The 23,488-nt window shown below is 54.1% G+C and carries 20 protein-coding genes and 1 tRNA gene; 11 read left to right on the forward strand and 10 right to left on the reverse strand.

Going from position 1 to position 23,488, the window contains the following annotated elements; all coding sequences use genetic code 11:
- Positions 1-52: 52 nt before the first annotated feature.
- Positions 53-3,298 (forward strand): AsmA-like C-terminal domain-containing protein, encoded by a 3,246-nt coding sequence (locus tag Q0915_RS08300; protein WP_299481945.1) that lies wholly within the window; start codon positions 53-55, stop codon positions 3,296-3,298.
- A 46-nt stretch (positions 3,299-3,344) separates the two neighbouring features.
- On the opposite strand, the gene tyrS is transcribed toward Q0915_RS08300, so the two are convergent.
- On the reverse strand, positions 3,345-4,598 hold the full coding sequence (tyrS, locus tag Q0915_RS08305) for a tyrosine--tRNA ligase (RefSeq protein WP_299481948.1): 1,254 nt from the start codon (positions 4,596-4,598) through the stop codon (positions 3,345-3,347).
- Positions 4,599-5,182: 584 nt separating this feature from the next.
- Here tyrS and Q0915_RS08310 point away from each other — a divergent pair.
- Positions 5,183-5,452 (forward strand): tyrosyl-tRNA synthetase, encoded by a 270-nt coding sequence (locus Q0915_RS08310; protein ID WP_299481951.1) that lies wholly within the window; start codon positions 5,183-5,185, stop codon positions 5,450-5,452.
- A gap of 138 nt (positions 5,453-5,590) precedes the next feature.
- Entirely contained in the window at positions 5,591-6,628 is a 1,038-nt protein-coding gene (locus Q0915_RS08315; protein WP_299481953.1) for a P1 family peptidase, read from the forward strand.
- A gap of 71 nt (positions 6,629-6,699) precedes the next feature.
- On the opposite strand, the gene glnA is transcribed toward Q0915_RS08315, so the two are convergent.
- Together glnA and Q0915_RS08325 are read right to left on the reverse strand one after the other, a co-directional pair.
- Positions 6,700-8,109 carry a type I glutamate--ammonia ligase gene (gene glnA / locus Q0915_RS08320; protein ID WP_299481956.1) on the reverse strand — a complete coding sequence of 470 codons (1,410 nt, stop codon included), beginning with the start codon at positions 8,107-8,109 and terminating at the stop codon, positions 6,700-6,702.
- Between the two features lie 125 nt (positions 8,110-8,234).
- Positions 8,235-8,573, reverse strand: a complete 339-nt coding sequence (locus Q0915_RS08325) for a P-II family nitrogen regulator (RefSeq protein WP_006934743.1) — start codon at positions 8,571-8,573, stop codon at positions 8,235-8,237.
- 367 nt (positions 8,574-8,940) lie between these two features.
- Between Q0915_RS08325 and Q0915_RS08330 the strand changes: the two genes are divergently transcribed.
- The 4 genes from Q0915_RS08330 to Q0915_RS08345 all read left to right on the forward strand — a co-directional run bounded on the left by Q0915_RS08330 (position 8,941) and on the right by Q0915_RS08345 (position 14,408).
- Positions 8,941-10,488 (forward strand): NAD(P)H-hydrate dehydratase, encoded by a 1,548-nt coding sequence (locus Q0915_RS08330; RefSeq protein ID WP_299481959.1) that lies wholly within the window; start codon positions 8,941-8,943, stop codon positions 10,486-10,488.
- Between the two features lie 88 nt (positions 10,489-10,576).
- Positions 10,577-10,661 (forward strand) — tRNA-Leu (locus tag Q0915_RS08335).
- Positions 10,662-10,789: 128 nt separating this feature from the next.
- Positions 10,790-12,163, forward strand: coding sequence for a DUF6538 domain-containing protein (locus Q0915_RS08340; protein ID WP_299481962.1), 1,374 nt, complete (start codon positions 10,790-10,792; stop codon positions 12,161-12,163).
- 121 nt (positions 12,164-12,284) lie between these two features.
- Positions 12,285-14,408 carry a hypothetical protein gene (locus tag Q0915_RS08345; RefSeq protein WP_299481965.1) on the forward strand — a complete coding sequence of 708 codons (2,124 nt, stop codon included), beginning with the start codon at positions 12,285-12,287 and terminating at the stop codon, positions 14,406-14,408.
- A 69-nt stretch (positions 14,409-14,477) separates the two neighbouring features.
- Here the strand turns inward: Q0915_RS08345 and Q0915_RS08350 are convergent, their stop codons facing one another.
- Positions 14,478-14,924, reverse strand: coding sequence for a hypothetical protein (locus Q0915_RS08350; RefSeq protein ID WP_299481968.1), 447 nt, complete (start codon positions 14,922-14,924; stop codon positions 14,478-14,480).
- Between the two features lie 323 nt (positions 14,925-15,247).
- Here Q0915_RS08350 and Q0915_RS08355 point away from each other — a divergent pair, with 323 nt between their 5' ends.
- Positions 15,248-15,745, forward strand: coding sequence for a thermonuclease family protein (locus Q0915_RS08355; RefSeq protein WP_299481971.1), 498 nt, complete (start codon positions 15,248-15,250; stop codon positions 15,743-15,745).
- A gap of 131 nt (positions 15,746-15,876) precedes the next feature.
- Here Q0915_RS08355 and Q0915_RS08360 read toward each other — a convergent pair whose 3' ends face one another.
- Complete coding sequence (locus tag Q0915_RS08360) at positions 15,877-16,359, reverse strand: hypothetical protein (RefSeq protein ID WP_299481974.1); 483 nt, start codon at positions 16,357-16,359, stop codon at positions 15,877-15,879.
- Between the two features lie 205 nt (positions 16,360-16,564).
- On the opposite strand from Q0915_RS08360, the gene Q0915_RS08365 reads away from it, so the two are divergent.
- Together Q0915_RS08365 and Q0915_RS08370 are read left to right on the forward strand one after the other, a co-directional pair.
- The gene (locus Q0915_RS08365) at positions 16,565-17,191 is read left to right on the forward strand and encodes a hypothetical protein (RefSeq protein WP_299481977.1); all 627 of its coding nucleotides are present in this window, start codon (positions 16,565-16,567) and stop codon (positions 17,189-17,191) included.
- Entirely contained in the window at positions 17,191-18,252 is a 1,062-nt protein-coding gene (locus Q0915_RS08370; RefSeq protein WP_299481980.1) for an ImmA/IrrE family metallo-endopeptidase, read from the forward strand. The genes Q0915_RS08365 and Q0915_RS08370 overlap by 1 nt, the downstream gene beginning before the upstream one ends.
- Positions 18,253-18,289: 37 nt before the next feature.
- On the opposite strand, the gene Q0915_RS08375 is transcribed toward Q0915_RS08370, so the two are convergent.
- From Q0915_RS08375 to Q0915_RS08395, 5 genes are all read right to left on the reverse strand, one after another.
- Positions 18,290-18,883 carry a hypothetical protein gene (locus Q0915_RS08375; RefSeq protein ID WP_299481983.1) on the reverse strand — a complete coding sequence of 198 codons (594 nt, stop codon included), beginning with the start codon at positions 18,881-18,883 and terminating at the stop codon, positions 18,290-18,292.
- An 86-nt stretch (positions 18,884-18,969) separates the two neighbouring features.
- On the reverse strand, positions 18,970-21,246 hold the full coding sequence (locus Q0915_RS08380) for a YCF48-related protein (protein WP_299481985.1): 2,277 nt from the start codon (positions 21,244-21,246) through the stop codon (positions 18,970-18,972).
- Positions 21,247-21,448: 202 nt separating this feature from the next.
- The gene (locus tag Q0915_RS08385; protein ID WP_299481988.1) at positions 21,449-21,676 is read right to left on the reverse strand and encodes a hypothetical protein; all 228 of its coding nucleotides are present in this window, start codon (positions 21,674-21,676) and stop codon (positions 21,449-21,451) included.
- A gap of 95 nt (positions 21,677-21,771) precedes the next feature.
- Positions 21,772-22,062 carry a hypothetical protein gene (locus tag Q0915_RS08390; RefSeq protein WP_299481991.1) on the reverse strand — a complete coding sequence of 97 codons (291 nt, stop codon included), beginning with the start codon at positions 22,060-22,062 and terminating at the stop codon, positions 21,772-21,774.
- A complete protein-coding gene (locus tag Q0915_RS08395) occupies positions 22,059-22,505 on the reverse strand; it encodes a hypothetical protein (protein ID WP_299481994.1) in 447 nt (148 codons plus the stop codon). Before Q0915_RS08395 ends, Q0915_RS08390 begins: the two co-directional genes overlap by 4 nt.
- Positions 22,506-22,751: 246 nt before the next feature.
- On the opposite strand from Q0915_RS08395, the gene Q0915_RS08400 reads away from it, so the two are divergent.
- The gene (locus tag Q0915_RS08400) at positions 22,752-23,462 is read left to right on the forward strand and encodes a hypothetical protein (RefSeq protein ID WP_299481997.1); all 711 of its coding nucleotides are present in this window, start codon (positions 22,752-22,754) and stop codon (positions 23,460-23,462) included.
- The last annotated feature ends 26 nt before the right edge of the window (positions 23,463-23,488 follow it).

Below are 23,488 nucleotides of genomic sequence, written 5' to 3' on the forward strand. Positions count from 1 at the left end.
ACTGAGTTTGTTTCGTAGATCTGGCGTCGGAAAGAGCGTGGAAAATGCTGGGATGCGGAAACGTTTTCGCAGACGGATTTGGCTTGCTTGCGCACTCGTTCTTCTGCTGGCCGCCGGTGGCACGATTGCACTCTTTGCTTCTGGCCCGGTCCCGGTTCCATTACTTGGCAGCATATTAGCGTCTCAGGGCACACGAGGTCCTGTAACGCTGTCGATAGAACGGGCAAGTCTGGACTTCACCGCGCCGGAAGGTATTGAAGTCGTGCTGGAGAACGCAGTTGTTGAGATTGCCGGACCGGCTCCGGTGACACTCAATTTGCCCAAGCTGATGGTCCCGATGGACCGGGACGCTTTACTTTCAGGCAAATTGCGCTTTTCGGCACTCATTTTGGACAATCCCCGCATTCAGGTGAAGATGGCGGCCCGTCCAGCCAAAATTCCCGAAATCGGACCGCTCATGGAAGCGATCGACCGTACGAGCGACGTTGTTGACGATCAGTTCGCGCGGCGCGGATTGAGGCTTGTCCGCGTCAGGAATGGATCGGTAAACCTGGAAGGAAAAACTCCGCGCCGGTTTGAAGGTATCGATGCATATATAATGCGAACTGAAGATCGGATCATTAGGGCGAACGCGAAGATAACGGGAGATGTCTCTACATGGCGGCTCGAACTTGTTCGTGAAGCGGAAGAGGATGAAGCGGAAAAGACCATTGGGGTCGTTGTAAACGGAATTACGCTTGCAGAGCTGCTTGGACCAGACGCTTTGAACAAGCAGGGCAAGGGTCTCGGGCTTCCCGCATCGGCAAAGGTAGAAACCCGCCTCGACAACGAAGGAAACTTTCTGTCGGCCAATGCCGTCGCCCGGGTTCGGAACGGCTGGTTTCAGCTGGGTAAAACAATTGTTGCGTTCGACGATGCCGCGCTGTCGCTGCTGTTCAAGGCGGGACAGGATACCATCGAGGTTACGAAATCCCATGTTATCCGCGGGAATACGCGCATCTATTTCTCCGGAAAGATAAGTCCTGGCCAAGAGGACGCAGGCGACTGGTTGATCGGACTTGATGCGGATCATCCGCAATTCGGCTCTGCGGATGTGAATGAAGCTCCCCAGATGCTGGACGGTGTGAAGTTACGTGCGCGCTTCAATCCGATAAAGAGACTGATTTCGATCGATCGCTTCGTCGCCAGGTCCGGCAAAGCCATCGCACAGTTGGTCGCGTCGGTGGAAATAACGCGCGAAGGGCCGTATGTCGCGATTGCAGCGGCTGGAGAGAACATACCCATTGCCACTGTCAAGCAGGTGTGGCCCATCACGCTCGTGCCGCCGGCGCGCAGTTGGGTAAATGACAATATCAAGGGCGGAACAGTGCAACAGTTTTCCTATTCTGCTGCAATTCGCCCACCGGCATTCAATCATCGTGACCCGGATGCGGGCTGGTCCGGCAATGATATGGTCATGGAAATGTCATTCACGGATGGTGCCGTTACGCCCTTCGGCGCATTGCCTGAGGTCAGTGGACTTGAGGGTACGGTGCAGGTGGCCAATGAGGTGCTTACAGTCACCTCGCGCAACGGGGTGGCAGCCACGTTGGCAGGCGGTCAGGTGCAAGTTCCGGAAAGCGTTTTTGAAATTTATAATCTTCCGAAACGCGAAGGCAAAACGGCCAGCATATCGGCGAAAGTAGAGGGCGATGTCGAAAACCTCGCATCGGTTGCCAACAGTGATCCCTTGAGCATTGTCGACAGGGCAGGACTGCAGGAAGGCGGTGCAAGCGGTACCGGCAGCATCAACGTGGTGGCCCGGTTCCCGCTCGCCAAGGGCATCGACGTAGAGGACATCGACTGGCGGGCGACCGGTGAGCTCGCAAGTTTCACCGATACCAACCCGATCATGGGCCGGACGATAGAAAATGCGGATGTCCAGATAGACGCAAACCCTGACCAGGTTGCGATTACCGGCAACGGAAGACTGGATGGTTTGGCCGCAGATATTGATCTGATTGTGCCACTTGGCGAGTCAGGTGTTGCTGGCAAGCAGGATGTTGTTGTCTCTGTAACTGCCAAGCAGCTGAAGGAAAAGGGTATAGATCTCACGGCATTTCTGGACGGTGACCTCGTTTTGAGTGTGACCGGTGTAAGCGACGGTCAGAAATTCTCGGTCAATCTGCAGAAAAGTGAAATCGTCCTTCATGCACTTGGATGGCGGAAGGCAAAGGGTGTTCCGGCAAAAGCGACCTTCAAACTCACGGAGACAGAAGACGTTCAGCTGGTTCGTGATTTCAATTTGTCCCTGGAGGGGGCGACAGTTTCGGGTTCAATGCGCCTTTCAAATGCTGGCGAGCTGATCGATGCGTCGTTCGATACTTTCAGACTGCGGCCCGGAGATGATGCAGATGTCGACATCAAACGGACAGCGGACGGACGCTACGACATCATTTTTTCAGGGGCGGCATTCGACGGTCGCGGCCTGATCCAAAGCCTGACAAGCCCAGGTGGCAGCCAGGGCGCGGGTGATTTTTCTGAAGGCGCGCGAATTGCGGCTTCCATCGACCGGGTCACGGGCTTCAACAAGCAGACACTGCTGAATTTTACGGGAAAGATTGAGACTGGCCGCAAGGGTCTGCGCACCGCCGATATCAACGGAAAAATCAACGGGCAGTCCGATTTTGAATTCAAGGTCAGTGAACAGGGTGCCAGCCAGATCGCTACAGGACGGTTTGCCGATACCGGTGCGACCTTGAAGTTTCTGGACTTTTACGAACGCATGGAAGGTGGCCGGGGCATTCTCAGCGTTGCGATGGCTGACGAAGACAGCTGGGCTGGTGACTTTAAGGTTCGATCACTCCGCATTACCGAAGATCCCGCCATCAAAAGCATAAGGGAGCGCGAGCGCAACAACCTTGACCCCGACAATCCTATTTCGACCAAACGCACGTCAGACGGGACTGCAAATTTCGAAACGATGGATATCAATTTCACGCGCGAAGGCGATGTAATGACCATCATCCGTGGCGCTCTTCAGGGAAATGTGCTGGGTGGGACAGTGAGCGGCACGGTCAACCTGACGGAACAGACGTTGAGTTTGAGCGGAACTTTCGTTCCTATCTACGCTCTCAACAATTTCTTCGCGAAGATACCGATCCTGGGATTTGCTTTGGGAGGCAACTCGGGAGAAGGCTTGATCGGAGTAACCTACCGCCTGACCGGTTCCGTGTCGGATCCGGTCCTGACCGTCAATCCGATTTCCGCGATTGCGCCGGGTATTTTCAGGAAGATGTTTGAATTCCAGGCGAACTGAACGACCGGTCTTGGGACCGGTCATTCTTGCCCAGATCGGACCGGGATCAGACCGGCTTTAAAAGCACGTGCTTTTTCTTGCCAAGCGACAGTTTGATTATCCCGTCGCCGGTGATGTCTGCGGACGAAAGCTGGCGCCGGTCGTTGCTCTCGTTCTTGTCGTTGATCTTGACCGCTCCGCCCTTGATGTTACGGCGGACATCACCGTTCGAGGCGCAAAGGCCTGCAGTGACGAACGCACTCAAGACCCCGAGGCCTTCTTCCAGTTCGGCTTTGGGTATCTCGATGGTTGGCAAGCCTTCTGCCGATTGGCCCTCTTCGAACGCTTTCCGCGCTGTTTCCGCAGCAGCTTCCGCCTTCTGGCGCCCGTGTATGAGCGTGGTTGCTTCAGTGGCCAGTACCTTTTTGGCTTCGTTGATTTCAGATCCTTCAAGAGTGGCAAGACGGGAAATCTCGTCCATCGGCAGGACTGTAAACAGCTTCAGGAAGCGTTCGATATCCGCATCCTCAGTGTTGCGCCAGTATTGCCAATAGTCATAGGCGGACAATTGTTCTTCGTTCAGCCATACAGCGCCGGCTGCTGTCTTGCCCATTTTGGCACCTGAAGCCGTGGTCAGAAGCGGAGAGGTCAGCGCGAAGGCTTCCGTTTCAGTGAGCCGGCGTACAAGGTCGGTGCCTGATAGAATGTTACCCCATTGGTCCGACCCTCCCATTTGCAGCCGGCAGCCGGTCCGGCGGTAGAGCTCAAGAAAATCGTAACCCTGCAAAAGCATGTAGTTGAATTCCAGGAAGGACAAATGCTGCTCGCGTTCCAGGCGCAAGCGAACAGAGTCCCTCTGGATCATCTGATTGACGGAAAAATGACGTCCGATCTCACGCAGAAAATCCACGTAGTTTAGTTTCAGCAACCAGTCGGCATTGTCCAGCATGACGGCGTCGGTCGGCCCGTCGCCGAAATGCAGGAGTTTTTCAAAAACCTTGCGAATGCCGGCCTTGTTTTCCTCGATAATTTCCTCTGTGAGGATCTTTCGGCTTTCGTCCTTGCCGGACGGGTCGCCGACCCGGGTCGTTCCACCGCCCATGAGCGCGATCGGGCGATGACCTGTTTGCTGAAACCAGTGAAGCATCATTATCGGCACGAGGGAGCCCGCGTGAAGACTGGGCGCCGTGCAGTCAAAGCCGATATACGCGGTAACACATTCTTTCGAACACAATTCGTCGAGCCCCTGGGGATCGGAAATCTGATGAATGAAACCCCGTTCCGAGAGAACGTTCAGGAAGTCCGATTTGAACTCACGCATTGTGGTGTCCGTGCCTGTCTGTTGTGTTCGCCGGCTGGCTGTTCTTCGGACGTGCTCTAGCGCGTGGCTGGCGCGTTGTAAATTGCAGACAGACGAAAATCGGGTCTGTTCTGACCCGACCCTTTGCCAACGCTGCAACATGGTTCCTGTTGTGAGACGGCAGCGATCGTTTCAGTCAGACCATCCCCGGGCACTGCCTCAATCGGGTGTCGGACCCGCACCAGGAACCTCATGCATTGATAATTGAGTTCGCCTTGTTCCCAAGAAATGCGCTGGTTTTCCGAAAGCGTGCGCAGAACGGATTCATCGAGCAGGGCCTGGCAGTCTGCATCTGACTGAAAGGTTCCTTCATCCAGGACCGGCTGGACGTTCTGTCCTGTCAGTGTCTGTATGGATACGGCAAGTATCGCCCAATCTTGGTTTTCGGGTTTTGTTGTGATTGCGGCTCTTTTAACGGCTTTTTTGGCTCATTCCCGCGAATGTGACTTTGCGTGATGGCTATCACAGCGGCGTGAGGCGGCTGAGCGTAAGGTTGTTTCATCAGCAAGAGAGAGACTTCTGAAGATCAGTTGAGAGGAACCGTTATGTTTCGTAAATTTGCTATTGCCGCCGTAACCGTTGCCACCGTCGCGACCGCGGCCGTAACCATTGCCCCGTCCGAAGCCCATGCTAAAAACCGTGCCGGTGCTGTCGCTGCAGGCGCAATCATCGGACTTGCCGCAGGTGCGATTATCGCTTCCCAGGCACAGCCGCGTTACTACCAGCCGGTTCGTTGCCACAACCAGCCGATCCGCCGCTGGAGCCCTTATCAGCGTCAGTACGTCGTCGTTGGATACCGCCAGGTCTGTTATTGATCTGAGCGAGGTGCAGGGTTTGCCTGCGAAAACTCAGAGCATAACGAAGAGCCTCCTTCGGGAGGCTTTTTCGTATTGAGCAACTTTCAATTATCGCATTCAATACCGCGCATTCCTAACCTTCACTTGCGGTATCTCATGTCTTCACTGCTTTTTTCCCCGGCACGTTCAAAGGGCCTTTCCTGCGGCGATTTGCAACCTGGACCGGGAAACAAGATCACGGATGTTGAAGGTGTGACGGTTGGTCACCGGACGGTGTGGGAAGGCGACATCAGAACCGGGTTCACAGCCGTTCTGCCGCATCAGGGCAACCTTTTTCTGGACAAGCTGCCAGCTGCTGCCGACGTCATCAACGGATTTGGCAAGAGTGCCGGACTGATCCAGGTGGAGGAACTCGGGACACTGGAAACGCCCATTCTTCTCACCAATACCTTCGCTGTGGGCACCGGGATTAATGCTCTGGTCAGGCGGGAACTTTCCATCAACCCGGACATTGACCGCTCCGGTGGGACTGTCAATCCGGTCGTGATGGAGTGCAACGACGGATATCTTAGCGACATCAACGCAATGGTCTTGAGCGAAGCGGACGCTTTCGCCGCGTTGGATACGGCTGCGAACGATTTTGAGCAGGGCAGCGTTGGTGCCGGAACAGGAATGAGCGCGTTCGGTTTCAAGGGCGGTATTGGCTCCGCATCGCGCGTTATCGAGCTGGGTGGTCGCTCCTTTACGCTCGGAACCCTTGTCCAGGCCAATTTCGGCAAACCGGGTGACCTTATCCTTCCGGGCGGTCGCAAGCCTCGCCCTGAGGATCCCGGACAGAGCGAAGAACGTGGCTCGGTGATCATAATTATTGCAACCGATGTACCGCTGGAAAGCCGTCAGTTGAAGCGGGTCGCGAGGCGCGCCGCCGCCGGGCTCGGCCGGCTCGGAGCATTTTACGGCAACGGCAGCGGCGACATTGCCCTGGCATTTTCCACTGCGCAAAAACTTCCACATTTCAACGATGGCGATTTCATCGCGCGCGATGTGCTGCAGGAAGACAAGATTGATGTTCTGTTCAAGGCAGTGGCAGAGACCACTCAAGAGGCCGTGCTCAATGCGATGATCGCGTCGCCGGCGATGACCGGCTTCAAGGGCAGGCACCGACCGTCATTGGCAGACTGGCTTGACGCCTAGAGTCACGCTCCCAGCAACAAAAAACCCCGGCCGATTGGCCGGGGTTTCTTTTCCAACAAGAACGATTGTTCTTAGACGGAATAGTACATGTCGAATTCGACCGGATGCGGGGTCATTTCGAAACGCTCGACTTCTTCCATCTTCAGTTCGATGTATGCATCGATCTGATCGTCGTCGAACACGCCGCCGGCTTTCAGGAAGTCGCGGTCGGCATCGACGGATTCAAGTGCTTCGCGCAGGGAACCGCAAACAGTCGGGATTTCGGCCAACTCTTCAGCAGGCAGATCATAAAGGTTCTTGTCCATGGCATCGCCCGGATGGATCTTGTTCTTGATACCGTCAAGGCCAGCCATCAGCAGTGCGGAGAAGCACAGATACGGGTTGGCAGTCGGATCCGGGAAGCGAACCTCAACGCGCTTTGCTTTTGGCGAAGCGGTGAACGGAATGCGGCAGGACGCAGACCTGTTACGCGAGGAGTAGGCCAGAAGAACCGGAGCCTCGTAACCCGGCACCAGACGCTTGTAGGAGTTGGTCGACGGGTTGGTGAACGCGTTCAGCGCCTTTGCGTGTTTCAGAATTCCGCCGATGAAGTAAAGGCAGGTCTCGGACAAGTCGGCGTACTGATTTCCGGCAAAGACCGGCTCGCCGCCGTTCCAGATGGAAAGGTGGCAGTGCATGCCCGTGCCGTTGTCGCCAAAGACCGGCTTAGGCATGAACGTTGACGTTTTGCCGTAAGCGTGAGCGACCTGGTGAACGACGTATTTGTAGACCTGCATGTTGTCGGCACAAGAGGTCAGTTTCTCGAATTTCATGCCGAGTTCATGCTGAGCTGACGCCACTTCATGGTGATGCTTTTCAGTCGGTACACCCATTTCGCCCATGACGGAGAGCATTTCGGAGCGGATGTCCTGTGCACTGTCCACCGGAGGTACCGGGAAATAGCCGCCCTTCGTGCGCGGACGGTGGCCGAGGTTTCCGGTCTCGTATTCAGAACCCATGTTGGACGGCAGTTCGGAGCTGTCCAGGATGAAGCCCGTGTTATAGGGGTCCGCAGTGAAGCGAACGTCGTCGAACATAAAGAATTCGGCTTCCGGACCGATAAAGATCGTATCACCGAAACCGCCGGATTTGACGTATGCTTCCGCCTTCTTGGCAGTCATGCGCGGATCGCGATTGTAGCCTTCACCCGTGATCGGATCGATGATGTCGCAGAAAATCGCCATGGTGGACTGTGCGAAAAACGGGTCCATATGGGCAGATTCAGGATCGAGGATCAGCATCATGTCGGACTCGTTGATGGCCTTCCAGCCGGCAATGGACGAGCCGTCAAAAGCAACGCCTTCAGCAAACATGTCTTCATCAACAAGCGCAACGTCCATTGTCACGTGCTGCATCTTTCCGCGCGGGTCGGTAAAGCGCAGGTCGACGAATTTCACGTCCTTTTCCTGAATCTCCTTCAGGACGTCAGCGGCAGTGGTCATTATGTCCATCCCTTTGATTATCTTGTGAACGGTTGGGTTTTGGTCCGAGCCTTCAGAGGCGTTGGTATTTCTCTGTGTGGTAAGGCCGGGGTTCAGATCACCGGCGGATGCCGGAATTAGGTGGGTCAGATCGCGTCGATGCCGGATTCACCGGTACGGATACGGACAGCTTCCTCGATATTTGAAACAAAGATCTTGCCGTCGCCAATGCGACCTGTTTGCGCAGCGGAGCGGATCGCGTCAACCGCTTTTTCGACCATATCGTCGCCTAGCACAATCTCGACTTTTACCTTGGGCAGAAAATCTACGACGTATTCCGCACCACGATAAAGTTCGGTATGGCCTTTCTGGCGGCCGAAGCCCTTGGCTTCCGTCACGGTGATGCCCTGAAGGCCCACTTCCTGAAGCGCCTCTTTGACCTCGTCCAGTTTGAAGGGCTTGATGATCGCTTCGATCTTTTTCATCACCTTGTGTCTCTCTCCACATAACAGGCCGGATATGTCGGCGGGCTCATTGTTGGCCGGTGCGTTCGGGACAAGCGTCCGCGATTACCGGCGTAAACCGATGTGTCGTCCTTAGCATGATGCATGCCAATCTGAGGGTGCTTCTGGTAGTAATTTTCAAGGCGAAGATTTCCGCCAAGAAAAGTGGCAAATCCCGCCGTGGAACCACACTTCTGGTTTTGCTATCGAGGACAATATGCACAATTTTTGACCGTTTTGCCCAAAAATTATGCGATGAAGCGATTGGGATGTCGTCGTGCTGCTTTCATTGGGATAATCAGCACACGAGACGCACACACTTACCAGACGCCTGGAGCAATTGGTCGGGATGAATTTCAACGCCGGAAAATCAAGAGCCGTTTTGCTGACCCCTGATGAAATGGGTCATGCCGACAAGCAGACGATCGAAAGTGGAGTTCCCGGTATCGTTCTCATGGAGCGGGCGGGCCAGGCGGTCGCAGGTGTTGCGCGCAAGATTGCCCCGAAAGACGGCCGTATTCTTTGCCTGTGTGGTCCGGGAAACAACGGTGGGGACGGCTTCATCGCAGCACGCTGCCTGAAGGCGGCAGGCTTTGAGACTCGCCTGCTGCTTCTGAAAGACCCGGCAGGGCTCAGAGGTGATGCGCTCTTGGCTTTTGAGCGCCTTGATCCCGGGCTTCGGGGCGCGGTGGCCTACGCCGTAAAAGGCAACGAAATCGCGCAGGATCTTGTTGATGAACTCGCAGAGGCCGATCTGGTTGTCGATGGGCTTTTCGGAGCCGGGCTGGACAGGCCGTTGTCCGGTGCAATCCTCAAACTTGTCGAGTTGGTCAATCAGTCCAACGTTCCCGTGCTTGCGATCGACCTTCCTTCAGGTATCAGTGGATCAAGTGGTCAGATCCTGGGCGGGGCGATCAAGTCGCGCGCGACCGTAACCTTTTTCCGCAAAAAGCCGGGACATCTGCTTTATCCGGGGCGGGACTTGTGTGGTGCGGCAAGCGTTGCCGACATCGGCATCCTGCCTGAAGCGCTCGACAAGATCGCACCCGATACATTCGTGAATGGGCCGGATCTCTGGCTGGATACCTGGCCCCGTCCCTCGGTCGGTGGACACAAATACGTGCGCGGACACGCCGTCGTCTTTGGCGGTCCGATGTCGTCGACCGGCGCCGCGCGTCTGTCGGCCATCGCCGCGCTGAGGGCAGGGGCTGGGCTTGTGACACTCGGCTCCCCGCCGGACGCAATGATGGTCAACGCCTGTCATCTGACGGCAGTGATGTTGAAGAAACTCGCCAATGACGCGTCAATTTCCGAGTATCTTCAGGACCCGCGCCTCAACGCGCTTTTGATCGGCCCGGGCTTCGGGGTTGGCGCAAAGACGTGCGACACGGTCGCAGCTATTCTCGAGGCCAGGCGCGCAACCGTGCTGGATGCGGATGCGCTCACGAGTTTTGCCGGCAATCCCGGGCAATTGTTCAAGTTGATCAAGACGGCGAACGTGCCGGTCATCCTGACGCCGCATGAGGGCGAGTTCGCGCGACTGTTCCCGGATTTGGGCGGCGACAGGCTCGTTAAGGCCCGGCAAGCGGCGGAGCAGTCCGGTGCAGTTGTCATCCTGAAGGGGCCTGACACGGTAATTGCCGCCCCCGACGGGCGCGCGGCCATCAATGAGAATGCACCGCCATGGCTCGCGACTGCCGGATCAGGTGACGTTCTTGCCGGAATAGCTGCGGGTCTGCTGGCACAAGGCGTTCAAGGCTTTGAAGCCGCGTGCCAGGCAGTCTGGCTGCACGGGGAGGCGGGCGATGTCGCCGGGCCTGGGCTGATTGCCGAAGATCTCGGTCTGTCACTGAAAACAGTGATCGCAGGACTTGTGGACAAGACGCAGGCCAGGTGAGCGCGTTGACACCTTTTTCCTTTGACGGGAAAATCAGCGGTGCTATAGAAGCCCCGCTTCAAACGCGGAGCCCAAGAGCTCCAGCGATGCGGATGTGGTGAAATTGGCAGACACGCCAGATTTAGGTTCTGGTGCCGCAAGGCGTGGGGGTTCAAGTCCCTCCATCCGCACCACTTGCTTTCAGGCAAGTCATTGTTTTAATTTATAAAATTAGATTTGCTTGATGTAGAAATTCAAAAAATGTCGAAAAGTGATGTACATTTTGATGTACAAAATGATGTACATTTCTTAGCCTTCGGGCATGAGTGATCCCGACCGGTACCTGAAAAGTCGAAATGGAAAATGGTATTACGTGCGCCGGATTCCGGGGCATGTGCAGGACCTTGTCGGCCAATCCCGGATCAGTCTGACACTCAAAACAGACTCGCTTGAAACCGCCCGTGTGCGCCGGGATGCCATGGAGGAGGCGGACACTGCTTATTGGGCGAAGCTCATAGCGCAATCACCAGTGGAACAGGCAGAGGCGCGTTACAAGGCCGACAAGGCGCGTTGCATGGCGCTCGGCTTTGTCTGGAAGAGTTTGGACCACCTCGTCAGCGAAGCGGCCCCTGAAGAGCTGGTATCCCGTGTTCTGACAGTTGGAAACGGGTCGGATACTTCCAGGACCGCAAAGGCGGATGCGCTGCTCGGAACGGCCAGGCGGCCGACAATTGCTGTATCGAAGGCGCTCGAGGTGTTTCTGGCCGAGATTGCTCCAGATTTCATGCGCAACAAAAGCCCGCAACAAAAACGGACTTATCAAAAGGTCAAGCAACGGGCGGTGAACAATTTCATTGAGATCTGCGGCGACAAGGGCATCGCGGAGATCACTCGTGAGGATGCCGTCAAGTTTCATACCTGGTGGCAAAAGCGTGTCACAGGAGAAATTGTACCGAAATGCTCGCCCAATTCCGGCAACCGCGACGTCGGGAACATGCGCAAGCTATTCGACGACTATTTCAAACATATCGGCGAGGAGGATCTGCCGAACCCTTTCCGCAACCTGCGCTTCCGGGAGCGGAAGATCGACAAGAAGAAACGGCCTGCATTTCCGACTGATTGGATTCGCGATCGGATCCTGAGGCCGGAGACATTCAAGGGTTTGAACGATCAAGCAAGTGGGATCCTGCTTGTTCTCATTGAAACGGGATGCAGGCCGTCAGAGATCTGCAATCTGCCGGCGCATCGTATTCACACGGACGCCGAGATACCCTTCATTGAAATCGAGTTTCAGGAAAAGCGGGAGTTGAAAACGGAATCTAGCATTCGGCGAATCCCGCTCGTGGGTGTCGCACTTGAGGCGTTGAAGCACTTTTCTGAAGGGTTCCCGCGCTATCACGACAAGGAAGAAAACTTCTCCCAGATCGCGCGGAAACACTTTCGGGCGAAGGGCCTATTTCCGACCGAAGATCATGTGATCTATTCCCTGCGCCACTCTTTCGAGGATCGTATGAAAGAGGGGCGGATCGATCCAGAAATCCGGAAATTCATATTCGGGCACTCGATCGACCGCGAAGAATACGGAGAGGGGGCAAGCCTGCTGTTTTTGCAAGGTGAGCTGCGGCGGATTGCGCTGCCTTTTCCGAGGGAAATTTTAAATAAACTCAATGATATACTTCCCGATGAAAGTCTTTAGGCGCCATATCTTACGGTGCGTTGTGATTTACAGAATTTTAAAATGAAATTACACTTAAAAAGTGAGCGCGCAGCAGACCTGCACTCAAGTTGCTTGTGTGTAGCGTAAGTGATTGTGCGTCATGCACTATATTGGTTTGAACATTTTTGTGTTGGGTCATTTCATGGCAGAAGACGCTGAAGAACGAAGACGTAGTGAAGCGGGGCGTGCCAGTCAACTCGCGCTTAAGGCGGCCTCGAAAATTGCAGACTGGTGCGAGGTAAGGAAAGAAGTCGCACTACGCGATGCTGCGCTTCAAATGCGAACAGTCTGGATACTGTTAGCGGGAGGAGTTATTTTACTTCTGCTTTTGCCACGATTAGTTGCCCTAATTGACTACACAGCAGCCACGTTGCCACCCGACGCGGTGCAAGAAGCCGATGCGGCTCTTGCTTTAATGGAAACAAACAAAACTGAGATGAACGAGGAACTAAATCAGGCGCAGAAAGACTTAAATCTTAGAGAAACACAGCAAACAATCGCAAATAATAACCTTGAAGAAGCGGTTAAAAACTTTCGTACTCCGTTTGAACATCAGTTGTCAGTTTGGAAACGCGCAACACCAAACGATCTGTCGATACAAACAAGAACAATATACCAAAGAGATAAAGGTCCGATCATCGTCGCTGGTAGCGAAGGTACAGAGTCAAACTCAAATATTTTGTTTCTTGTTTCTTCTGAAGGAAAGGAATGGATGGCTGTCCGCGCCAAAGATGGGGGTGAGACAATCAACGGTCGTATCTACGCCATCTCGTCACTGCCAGATGGTGATTTTATTGCCGCAGGGCATGAGATCATTGGAGACGTCAGAATGCCAATATTTCTTCGCTCGAAAGAAGGAACAGAGTGGACAATTCAGCGCCCGGCTGAGTCAGGCTCTCGTATCTCAGGCTCGATTTTTGCGATATCGCGATCGAATAGTCTTGGATTTTTCGCTGCGGGATATGAACAAGTTGGAGAAAAGAGAAACATTCTCTTTTTTCGATTGTTGGACGGCAATGAGTGGGTTCCCTTGCGTCCAGATAGGTCAGGTACACGTATCGAGGGCACTGTCAGATCAATCTTACCCGCTCCCGATGGTGGGATCATGGCAGTAGGATACAGCGGTGATCGTGAGAACCCAAAGACTCTCATTCTCAGTTCTGTGGATGCAATAGAATGGCTAACTGTGCGACTAGATGAACCGGGAGGTTATATTCGGGGTCGACTTTTTACGCTCGCGCTCGATCCTCAAGGTGGCTTTATCGCTGCTGGCCTTCGTCAGGTCGGAAGTGTGAGCACAATCTCTACCGCCTTTAATCTCAATCCTTTTCCAAGCTCGACAGAAGTTCTAATTCTTCGCTCTCAAGATGGTAAATCATGGCAAGCCCTAAGGCCCGAGGAAATGGGCGGGCGTCAAGGTGGTCTGTTGTTTCACCTACTAAACGTGCCGGACGTTGGAGTGTTGGCTGCGGGTTCCGCAGACACGGCTCGTGGCGAACAACCGCTAATTTTACGCTCTTCCACTGGCGAAGCTTGGGTTCCAATTCTTTTTTCAAGCATTACAGAAACGCGTGTACCAAAAAATTTTTGGAGGCTCCTTTCCACAGCAGACGGTACCCTTTTAGCAGGCGGAGACGGTACCTCGATTATGCGCTTAACCCCAGACTTGCGAGAGGAGGTTCAAGAGGCAATCCTCACTGGTGAAATCGAAGAAGATTTTACCGTTCCAGATAGATCAATCGAGACTTCTGAAGTTGTGCGACAACGTAACAGTGATTTGAAATTCGCTATTGAACTTGTGGAGCAACAACAAACTATTGTAGATCAGGCGCAAGAGTCATACACTAGGCAGACAGATGCTGTTGAACAGATCACAAAGGCAAACATTAACTTAGAGAATGCCTTGCGTCGAACAGAGCCTGTTCGTCAAGCGAGTTGGATTGCGACAAGACTGGGCGTCATTGCGCTGATTATCTTTCTGGTTCAGATCAGCGTAAATCGCTACCGTTATTTGCAGCGTCTTGCGGACTTTTACGATGGCCGTGCCCAGGCGTTCCGCATGCTCGCAAATTCAGGGCCCACCGCTGCAGGAGCTATTCTTCATGAGGTTTCATTGAATGATCTGATGGCAGGACTATCGCCAAGTTCGATCGGGTTTGGCCGAGCACCCGAGCCGCCCACTCAGCAGCTCATGTCCGTTCTTCAGGCTGCCGTTAAGAAGTGACGGCTGTCACGGCTGAAAACTTCTAGGCCAACGTGTTTCAGTCGTCACTCTACATGCAGGTTTAGGGTGTCACCAATCAACCAGGCGTTCTTTTGGAACGCATTGGATCTGGTCTTCCGAGGGCTGTCTGTGCGGGTATTTTGCCGTGGAATCTGCCGGACAGATCGGTTTTTCGATCGCGATGAACCCCTTGTTGACTATGCATTTGGCGAATTGGCGATTTCGCAGTTTCTGATTGGGGTCGTAGCTGTAAACAGAGCCAGGTGTGTAGCCGCCGCCGACGGTGCTGCAGCTGACCGAGTTGCCGATCGGCGTGCAGGTCGTGTAGCCGGGATTGTAGTAGCCCGGCGTCGACGCCACGGCCGTTGATTGAGGAACAGCTTTCAAGGCAGCAATATTGCAAGCATCTGCTGCGTTCTGGCGTTGTGCAAAGGTGGAGCCCTGCTTGTACAAAATGGTCGTCGGGCCTGTCTGGCAGCCGGCGAGCAACAACAAGAATACAATCGATAAACGCATAAGAAGTCCCCCAGTCGACTACAACCAGTGCACAGATTCCTTCGAAAAATCAATAAGCTTACACGCAGGGATACTACTTATACGCGCTCTTTTCCTTTCATTTGCCGTCGATGGACAGACGGGACACAGTTCCGTCGTGCGAGGTTTTTTGCGCGTTAATCAATCCTCATGATCTCCGCACTATCACTGTGATGAACACACGTGAAGAGGATTTCCAGCCGGTGCGTGGACGCAAGTTTGGTTCCGTGATTCCGTTCCCTTCTCGACATCCCAGACGAGGATCATCGAGTCGGAGGGGCAGAAGGCGTTCGCTTGGTTGGCGGTTGCCGAGACGGCTTTGGCTGCCGCTTATGCTGGCTCTTGCCGCACTGGTGATTTATGGCCCGCAGGACCAATCTCTGATCAACGACCTTGGCGACGAGCTAGTGGCGACCTGGGTGCGTTTTACACGTTCCGGCGAGGGGCATATGTCGTGTGTTGGCATTCAAGCGGTGGATGGCGACACCATCAAATGCCTGGGTGGCAAAGGCATGCGCGCGCTCGGTGACGGAACACCCAATCGATCCGGTTTTGACACACCCGAGATTTTCAGCCCGAAATGCCCGCAGGAGCGCGCGCTTGGTGAAGCAGCCAAGGCCCGGCTGCAAGAGCTTGTTTCGCAAAGCGGTGTGACGGTGACAGATTCCGGCAAGCGCGACCGGTACGACCGGCGCCTGGTTTGGATCAACCTACCTGACGGTCGTACAGCAGGGTCAGTGCTGGTTGAGGAAGGGCTCGCCCGGCCATGGTTTCCCGGGTACCATGCGAACTGGTGTCGTTAGTCCTCCCAAGAGAGAGTTTTTGCACAATTGTTGTCTGGTTTATGGAGCAATCAATCCAAGCCGGAGCGTCGTGGTGATGACCAGAGCGCAAGCGAGGCAGAGTGTTGCAGAACCTATTATGAGGACTGATCTCAGTTGGCCTCAACGTTTCGCAATCTTTCGGTCACGTCAACAACGCCGGGAAGGTCCCAAACTGCATCCCTTAGCAGAAATTTATGACTGTTTGTGTGTTCAATGTAGTCCGACTGCTCGCGAACGATGGCTACCGGAACCAACGCAGCGCGGAAGACACGGTAGTCGTCATCGAACAGGACGCCGGCGAGGATGTCGAACCCATCCAGGTCGCGGATAGAGGACAATTGACGAGACTTGTTGCGACGATGAATACGTCGTCCCTTGATTTGATAGCGTGTTCCGTCATCGCTGGTTGCATCAAGTGCCTTTACCGAGTTGTCAGCTTGCGCCCAACCAAATGCCCTGCAAAACAAGTATTCAGCAAGATCACCGGTCGGGTTGTTCGCTGAACGCAACACCTTACGACTTCGCAATTCCTCCATAATCGCAACATGCAGAGCTAGAAGTTCGAGAATGGATTTGGCGCGAAGATTTTCCATTACCCTTAGGTACCCCGGAAGCAGCATGTTAGCCAAACTTGGTGGCTTTTGCATTTGTATAATGATCTTGGACCACCGATCCCAGCCAGTCGTGTAGTGGTCTTGGCTATCCGGAAGCTGTGGAAGACCCAACGGCGCGCAGTTTTTGCTTGTCTTTAAGATTTGCAACATCATATGATGTCGAAAATCTTAAAGGAGCTGATTCGTGCCAACCTTCAGAACTGTTACTGTCAGCGTTTTAGCGGAAATTGAAACGCGTTTAGCGGATTTTGGACTTGTTCGAGACCAATTGCTTACAATCGCTCGAACTGCACGCGCTTATGCTGATGATGCTAGTCCTTCAATGCCGCTCAACGCTGCTGGTTTACTTTCCTATATCTACGGGGTTGAAGCACTGCGTCAGCAACTTGTTGGGCCGGACTATTTCCCCGATCGGACGTGCGGTATCGAAGGCGTCATTCACCGGGATCGTTCCATTCGTCTCGCGTTTCAGAATGTGGACAAATGCTGCGTCGACATGCCCCCTATACCGCGGAACGAGAAGGGAGGCGGCGCTGCAAGTCTCTCGGCTCCAAGCCTTTTTGTGCATTGTGGCATAGAAGTCGGCCCGCTCACTGGTGTCAGGCAAGACGGCGTATTGACCTATTATGTAATGGTCGGACTTGATGGCAGTGTTGAATTGTCCTGCCCGATTATCGACAGGGGAAAATATGTGGATTGGCATGAGCGTATTTTCATCTATTCCCCTGGTGGAGAATGGGAAGCAGCGCCTGACGCCGACAAAGACCCAATCGAGGACTTCGACATTAGCGTCTCCTTCAAGGAGGTATGATGTTCAATTCGGATCGGTTGAAGACGGCTCGCGAGAGGCGGATGCTGTCTTCGAAAGAACTTGCCGAACGTGTCGGCGTCTCTGTCGTTACTTTTTCGAAATACGAGAATGGCCATGAACCGGACAAGTTCATGGCCTCGCGACTTGCAATGGAATTGGGTTACCCAATTGATTTTTTCTATCGTGATCAGCTCGAACGATTGGATACAAGCACTATTAGTTTTCGCAGTCTTGCGAGGATGAAGGCAAAGGAGCGGCGGGCAGCAGAGGCAGCCGGTGCGCTGGGAATTGAACTGTACGAGTGGATTGATACCCGGTTTAATCTTCCCCAAGCCGACTTGATCGATCTGAGCAAAGAACGGCGGCGACCAGGCATTGCAGCGCGTCTGTTGCGCCAGCATTGGAATTTGGGCGACAGGCCAATTGGCAATGTGCTTAAGCTCATCGAGTCGAAAGGCATTCGCGTGTTGTCGCTGTCGGAAGCGACCAAAAACGTTGATGCCTATTCTTTCTGGCGCGGTAATCACCCTTACATTTTTTTGAACCAGCAGAAAACGGCTGAGCGATCCATTTTTGACACCGCTCACGAGTTGGGGCACCTGGTTTTGCATCATCATGCAGGAGCAAAAACGGATAAAGAGGCTGAAACTCAGGCCGATAAATTCGCATCAGCATTTCTGATGCCCGAAAACGATCTTATGGATTACGCTCATATCCTTACGGCAGGTCAGATCATCACAGCCAAAAAGAGATGGAAGACCTCCGCGATGGCGCTGGCATATCGCCTTCATGGCTTGGGGTATCTTACAGAATGGCAGTATCGGTCACTTTGCATAGAACTAGGAAAGCGAGGGTATCGCAGTGGCGAGCCTGATGGGATCGAGCGTGAAACATCGACTGTGCTTGCCAAGGTCCTTTCAGCGCTATGGTCAAAGCGCCTGACCAAAGCCGATATTGCTGACGATCTGGGAATTCCGCTGGAAGAACTTGAGGCGTTGATTTTCCGGTTATCTCAAGAGCGGCCCAAGCCGGCGTCGTCTGGGTTGAAGGTTGTCAGATAGTTCACAGACTTTGATAACCTTTGTGGCAGGGAAAGTATCAGTCAGAAACGTGCTCGAGCGTGATTGTGTTTACCGCGCGAGTTCGAGTTTCGGATGTGAAGGATTCCGGTATGTCGGTGCAGTTGTCGACAGGGCGGCCGTAGGAAAGGATGAGTTCGGCGTTGCCGTCTTCTGATGCAATGAGATGCTGCGTCAGATAGAAAGGAAGCCGGATGTCGAAGCCCCGTTCTGTGACGAACTGGGCCTCTGGGTTGTCCGCCAGAGACAGGGCTGCCTCTGCCGGGATGCATTGCTCTTGCAAGCCAAAAGGTATGCCGTCGATCAGTCCTTGAGGAAGATGGTCATAGGTTAGGATACCATTTTCCGCTTCCAGTCGTTCAGCGTGGATCAGGATTATGTCTGATCCGTCTGCAAAGGCGGCAAATGACACCTGGAACATGCGGCCATTGCTTTCCTGGCGATGATGCAGCTCTCCGAGGGGGCGAAATGTTTCGCCGATCGTGATGTGGAAAGCAGCCTCGTGTGTCGTCGTGACCGTGTTGTCATGACGATCGACGTAGTCAAAATCAGCTGCGTTGGCTTGGATAGAAACAAACATCAACGCGGCAAACATGAAGGCCTCGAGCAACACGTGCCTGGTTCCTTTAGCCTCGTCAAACAAACGAGACGTGCTGCAGGTTTGTTTTCCTCGGTTCCGTGGTTGGCAAGCCTTTGGCATCACTTTCTGGAAAGAATTGCTTTTGCCATTTCGATGGCCTGGTCGGTTGGGGTGTTGCTTTTGCCGAATTCGACTTTGTCGGCGCCGAGGGTTTGGCCGAGGTTGGCGAGGGTTTCTGGCGTCCATTCATCGTCGTTCTGGACAAGTTCCAGGGCGTCGGCGCGCGCGTGATAGAAGCCGGCGAGCCTTACGTTGTAGCGATAGAGGCCCCCAAGGGTGGCGAGCAGGAAAAGCAGCAGGATCGCTTGCGGTGCGCGTTGACTGAGGATCTGCCAGGCGTTCTGGGTTTCGGCCTGGCGCAGAGCGATGTAGGCATCAGAGCAGGCGGTAGTGACATCTACATTGGTGCGCTCTGAGGTCTCTTTTGTTGTGGCGCCATCGGTTGCTTCCACCTTCTCAAAGTTGGATTTTTCAGTGCTGGCGGCGCCTTCCCGGCAGACTTTCAAAAAGCTCGCAAAATCATCGCGTCTCTGTTCTAGTGAAAAGCCACCTGACGCGATCTGGTCCGCGGCTGCTTGTGCGCGTTTGAGCTGTGCTTCTTGCGCAAGTCTTTCCTCGATCGGGGCTGCGGTATCAATTTTGTTTATTTGTGTGGGTACTTTGAAGGAATCAGCAACATGGTCCGGCAATTCGTCGATCAATTCGCGCATCTTTGCATCGCCCAAGTAACCGGCATCAATATTCTCGGTGGCGAGTTTTTGCTTATACCTGTCGTCAATCAAAACGACCGTGCCTTTGTGTCCGAATGCTATCAGTGCTTGTTCACCTGGCAGCACTCGGAGATCAAATAGTTCCAGGGTCAATCCGGGTTTACTTGTCTGCCACGTGTTCCCACCATCAGTGGAGCGCGCGATTATCCCTGTGTTTTCAGCTTCTAAAAAACCCAGCGCGAACAGCGTTTGCCCATCACGGAGTTTTCGGACCCTATAGAGGTAGGCAGGAAAACCGATCTTTTGCGTCTGCCATGTGTTCCCGCTATCGGTTGAGCGAGTTATCGTCCCAGGGCTACTCGGGGCGATCAATGTATGTCCATCATTCAGCACTAGAAACTCAGCCGGGGCCCCTGCCGCCCCGATACTGCTCTCACGCACCTGCCATGTGTCGCCTCCATCGATTGAACGCACTATTGTGCCGAACGAACTTATCGCGATCAACGTTTGCCCATCAGGAAGCACTTCAAGAGCTTCTAGTGGCGTAATTATCCCACTCTCGCGCGCGAGCCACGTTTTTCCACCATCGGTTGAGCGCGTAATTACGCCTTGACCTTCTCGTAGGTTTCCACCGACCGCGACTAGTGTCTGCCCGTCTTTCAGAACTCGGAGATCTCTAAGGTTTCCCATTACTCCGCTCTCACGTGCCTGCCAGGTGTTCCCGCCATCGGTAGAGAGCGTGATTACTCCTCCCATAAAACTTAGGCGGTCTCCTCCCACTGCGACCAGCGTTTGTCCGTTGTGCAGCACGCCGAGCGCTAGTAAGGACTCAGTGACACCACTCTCACGTACTTGCCATGTGTCCCCACCATCGGTGGAACGCGTAATTGCACCGCTACTTCCTATTGCGATCAATGTTTTATTATCAGGGAGAATTTGGAGCTTAAGAAGGTTCTCCACGACTCCACTCGCGCGCGCTTGCCATGTGTCTCCACCATCGGTTGAGCGCGAAATTACGCCGCCGTTTCCTATTCCGACCAGTGTCTTTTCAATGGGGATTACTTTTAGATCATTTAGGTATTCTACTACTCCACTTTCACGTACCTGCCATGTGTCTCCGCCATCGGTTGAGCGTGTGATCACTCCTGTACCATCTTCAATGTTTCCACCCACTGCGACCAATGTTTGACCATCTTCTGAAACTTGAAGGTGCGTTAACACTCCGGCGACACCGCTTTCGCGTTGCGTTCCGATCCAACTCAATTGATTCAAAAGTGCGTCCCACTCAGCGTTTCTAGCCCGGTCCATGTCGAGAAGCTGCGTTTCCAATAAGTTAGCTTCAGCTAAGTAAGCACGTCGCTCACCATCTTGGATCTGTTGCCAGAGCGGCACGCCAACATAGTAGCCGAGACCAAAGAAGATCGTGACGATGAGCGCGCCCATGAGCCAGGACGCAAACTTGTCAGCCCGAAATGCGCGGCTTCTCTGTTTCAGGATGAGAGGACCCAACGGTCCTTGGGCGGCTGTCCAGTCTGCGTCGCTCGAGGCTTTCTGCCAGATCTTGCGCTGTTTGGCCGTCGGCAGATCGCCGAACCGCGGCGGGTGCATATTGTTGTTCGTAGTCAAAACCAACGCCCCGTTTGGTTGTAAAATTGCCTACGCCGTGAGTAGATCCAAAAGCCACCAAAGCCTTATGAAAAAAATCTCTAGTGACATTTGGGCGAATTGAGAAATTAGGCTTTAAACAATCTTTGATGTTACATTCAGTTTCAAATTATATTGCCAGAATTTCAAGCCAATACAACAGCGCAGTGCTGACCGGTAGAACCTAGCGGCTGTTGCGGGACCGATTCCTCGCCCTGACCCGCGACATGGCATCGTCGTTGGCGAGGAGGTCGTCGCGGATCTGTTCCAGACGGATGTAGGCCGGTAGCAGGTTGGGGCGGGGGCCGTCGATGAGGGCGGCCAGGATGTCGAGCGCGCGATCGACATTCTCGATGGTCAGGATGTCTTCCCGGCTTTTTTCTCGTTCGTCCTGGAACACCTGGGCGCGCATGGGAGCCATTCAATCCCTTGCAGCGGTAGAAAAGCCCGTGAGCCGGAGATTGGCGCGCGCGCGGGCGTGGCAGCTAGAGGGCTGTTTGTGAGCGCTCAAAGAACTGACCCCCGAACAACCCAGAAAAGAACCTCGCCGACAGCGATGCCGGCGGCGAGGCCAAGGGGCAGACGTTTTGCCAGGGCATCAGCCTGCACGAGAGATTTCCTGGTTTTCTGAGGGGAAGTTGGTTTTGATGTCTCCGGCCATTCGCCGAAGCTTTGGTGTGCAGAGCCTTTACCGCTTTTTTCGACGTTCCAGAAAACGGCTGCGACGCAGGCCGCGGCGATTGTCATGCAGGCAAACGGGGCTGTGCCGGTCACAAAGGCAATGAGCTGCTCGGTCATGTGACGTTCGCCTTTGGAGTCTCAGGTGCCGTTTCGGCGAGCTGTGCTGCGTGCTCATCAACCGGGGCAGGGCCGGTGACTGTCTTGCCGCTTTTTGCGAGTGCCTCGGCGATCGCTGCCAGGGCTTCGGGCTTGCCGTAGATGACGTGGTCTTCTTCTTGGCCGGAAACGTGCAGGCAGAGGCTCTGGACCTTCTGGCCGCTGACGACTTCCTCGCTGCCATCGTCATGGGTGACGATCAGGGCGCGAGTCGGGCTTTTGGCGCTTTGATAGAACCGGATCTGCGCTGCCAGGCTCTCCATGCATTTTTCGAAGGAGTCGAGCAGGATCTCGACGTGCCAGATCCTGTCGTCGGCCGGCAGGTGCTTGTTCTCGTTGAACCAGGCAATGCCCTTTTTCAGCATCTTGAAGGAAGAAACGGTGTTTCGGATGCTGGCGGTCATTTGTTGTGAGCCTGTTCGGTTTCGTCTTTGAATAGACGCTAACAAGCCAGACGCTGGTTCCGAAATGGAATTGAAACTGAAATTTTCGGCGAGGATATACATGCTGGTGGACACTTACAGTTCCATATCATTCACTTTCATTAATGAAAGCATAACTTACAATTAAATGCAATTCCGAAAGTTGACCTGTCTTGCGCGTGCTTGAGTCGCCTGTGAATATGCCGCCACTCAGGTGGGGTGATTTGGATGGAAATCGATAGGCTTACGGTGAGCCGAGTCATTGAGCGGCTATACGAACGGGCGCGTCAAAAGGGTATTTGGCTGGAACAGCGCCGCGATTTCAAAGTGCTTGAAACTCTGCTTGAGGGTATTCCGGACAAACAACTCACGGAGCATTTCCGAACCAGTCTCAACACCTATACGCCGCCGCAAGCCTTTTGGCTCGGCGGCTACAATTCAGCTGGCGATCTGGTTGCGGTGGCCGCTGCCAGGTTGGACGAGCTTGGATCCTGGACGCTTGAACGCTATTGGCGTGAGTATTGGTCGCGCTGTTACCCGCACTCAGATCACAGGCAGGCGGAGTTGGCCCCGAAACAATACCGGTTTGCAAAAGGCATTAGCGGGAGTGTTGTCTACTTTGGAGACATGTGGGTTTCGAAAGGTCATCCGGAAACTCAAGTATCCGACCCGTTCGCAAAAACACTTCAGCTTCTGGCATTGCTCGAGTGGAAATTTGACTGGTGTTACGCCTGGGGACGGCCGAAGTTTCTGCAAAGAGGTTTTGCTGAAAAGTGCGGCTTTGCCAAAACAGGGCCGGGCATCAACTGGTTGCGTGCTCCATCAACAATTGATGCCGATCTGAAAGTGATGGCGAATTCTCACGAGGACCTTTTGGATCTGGTGGACCTTTTAGCTTCTGAGCTTCTCGGAGGATCGAGTAGCAATAAATCCACCTGAGCCCGCCCGGTGCAGTGAAGGGGAGC

Origin of the sequence: uncultured Roseibium sp., assembly GCF_947494555.1 — a bacterium.
GTDB lineage: Bacteria > Pseudomonadota > Alphaproteobacteria > Rhizobiales > Stappiaceae > Roseibium.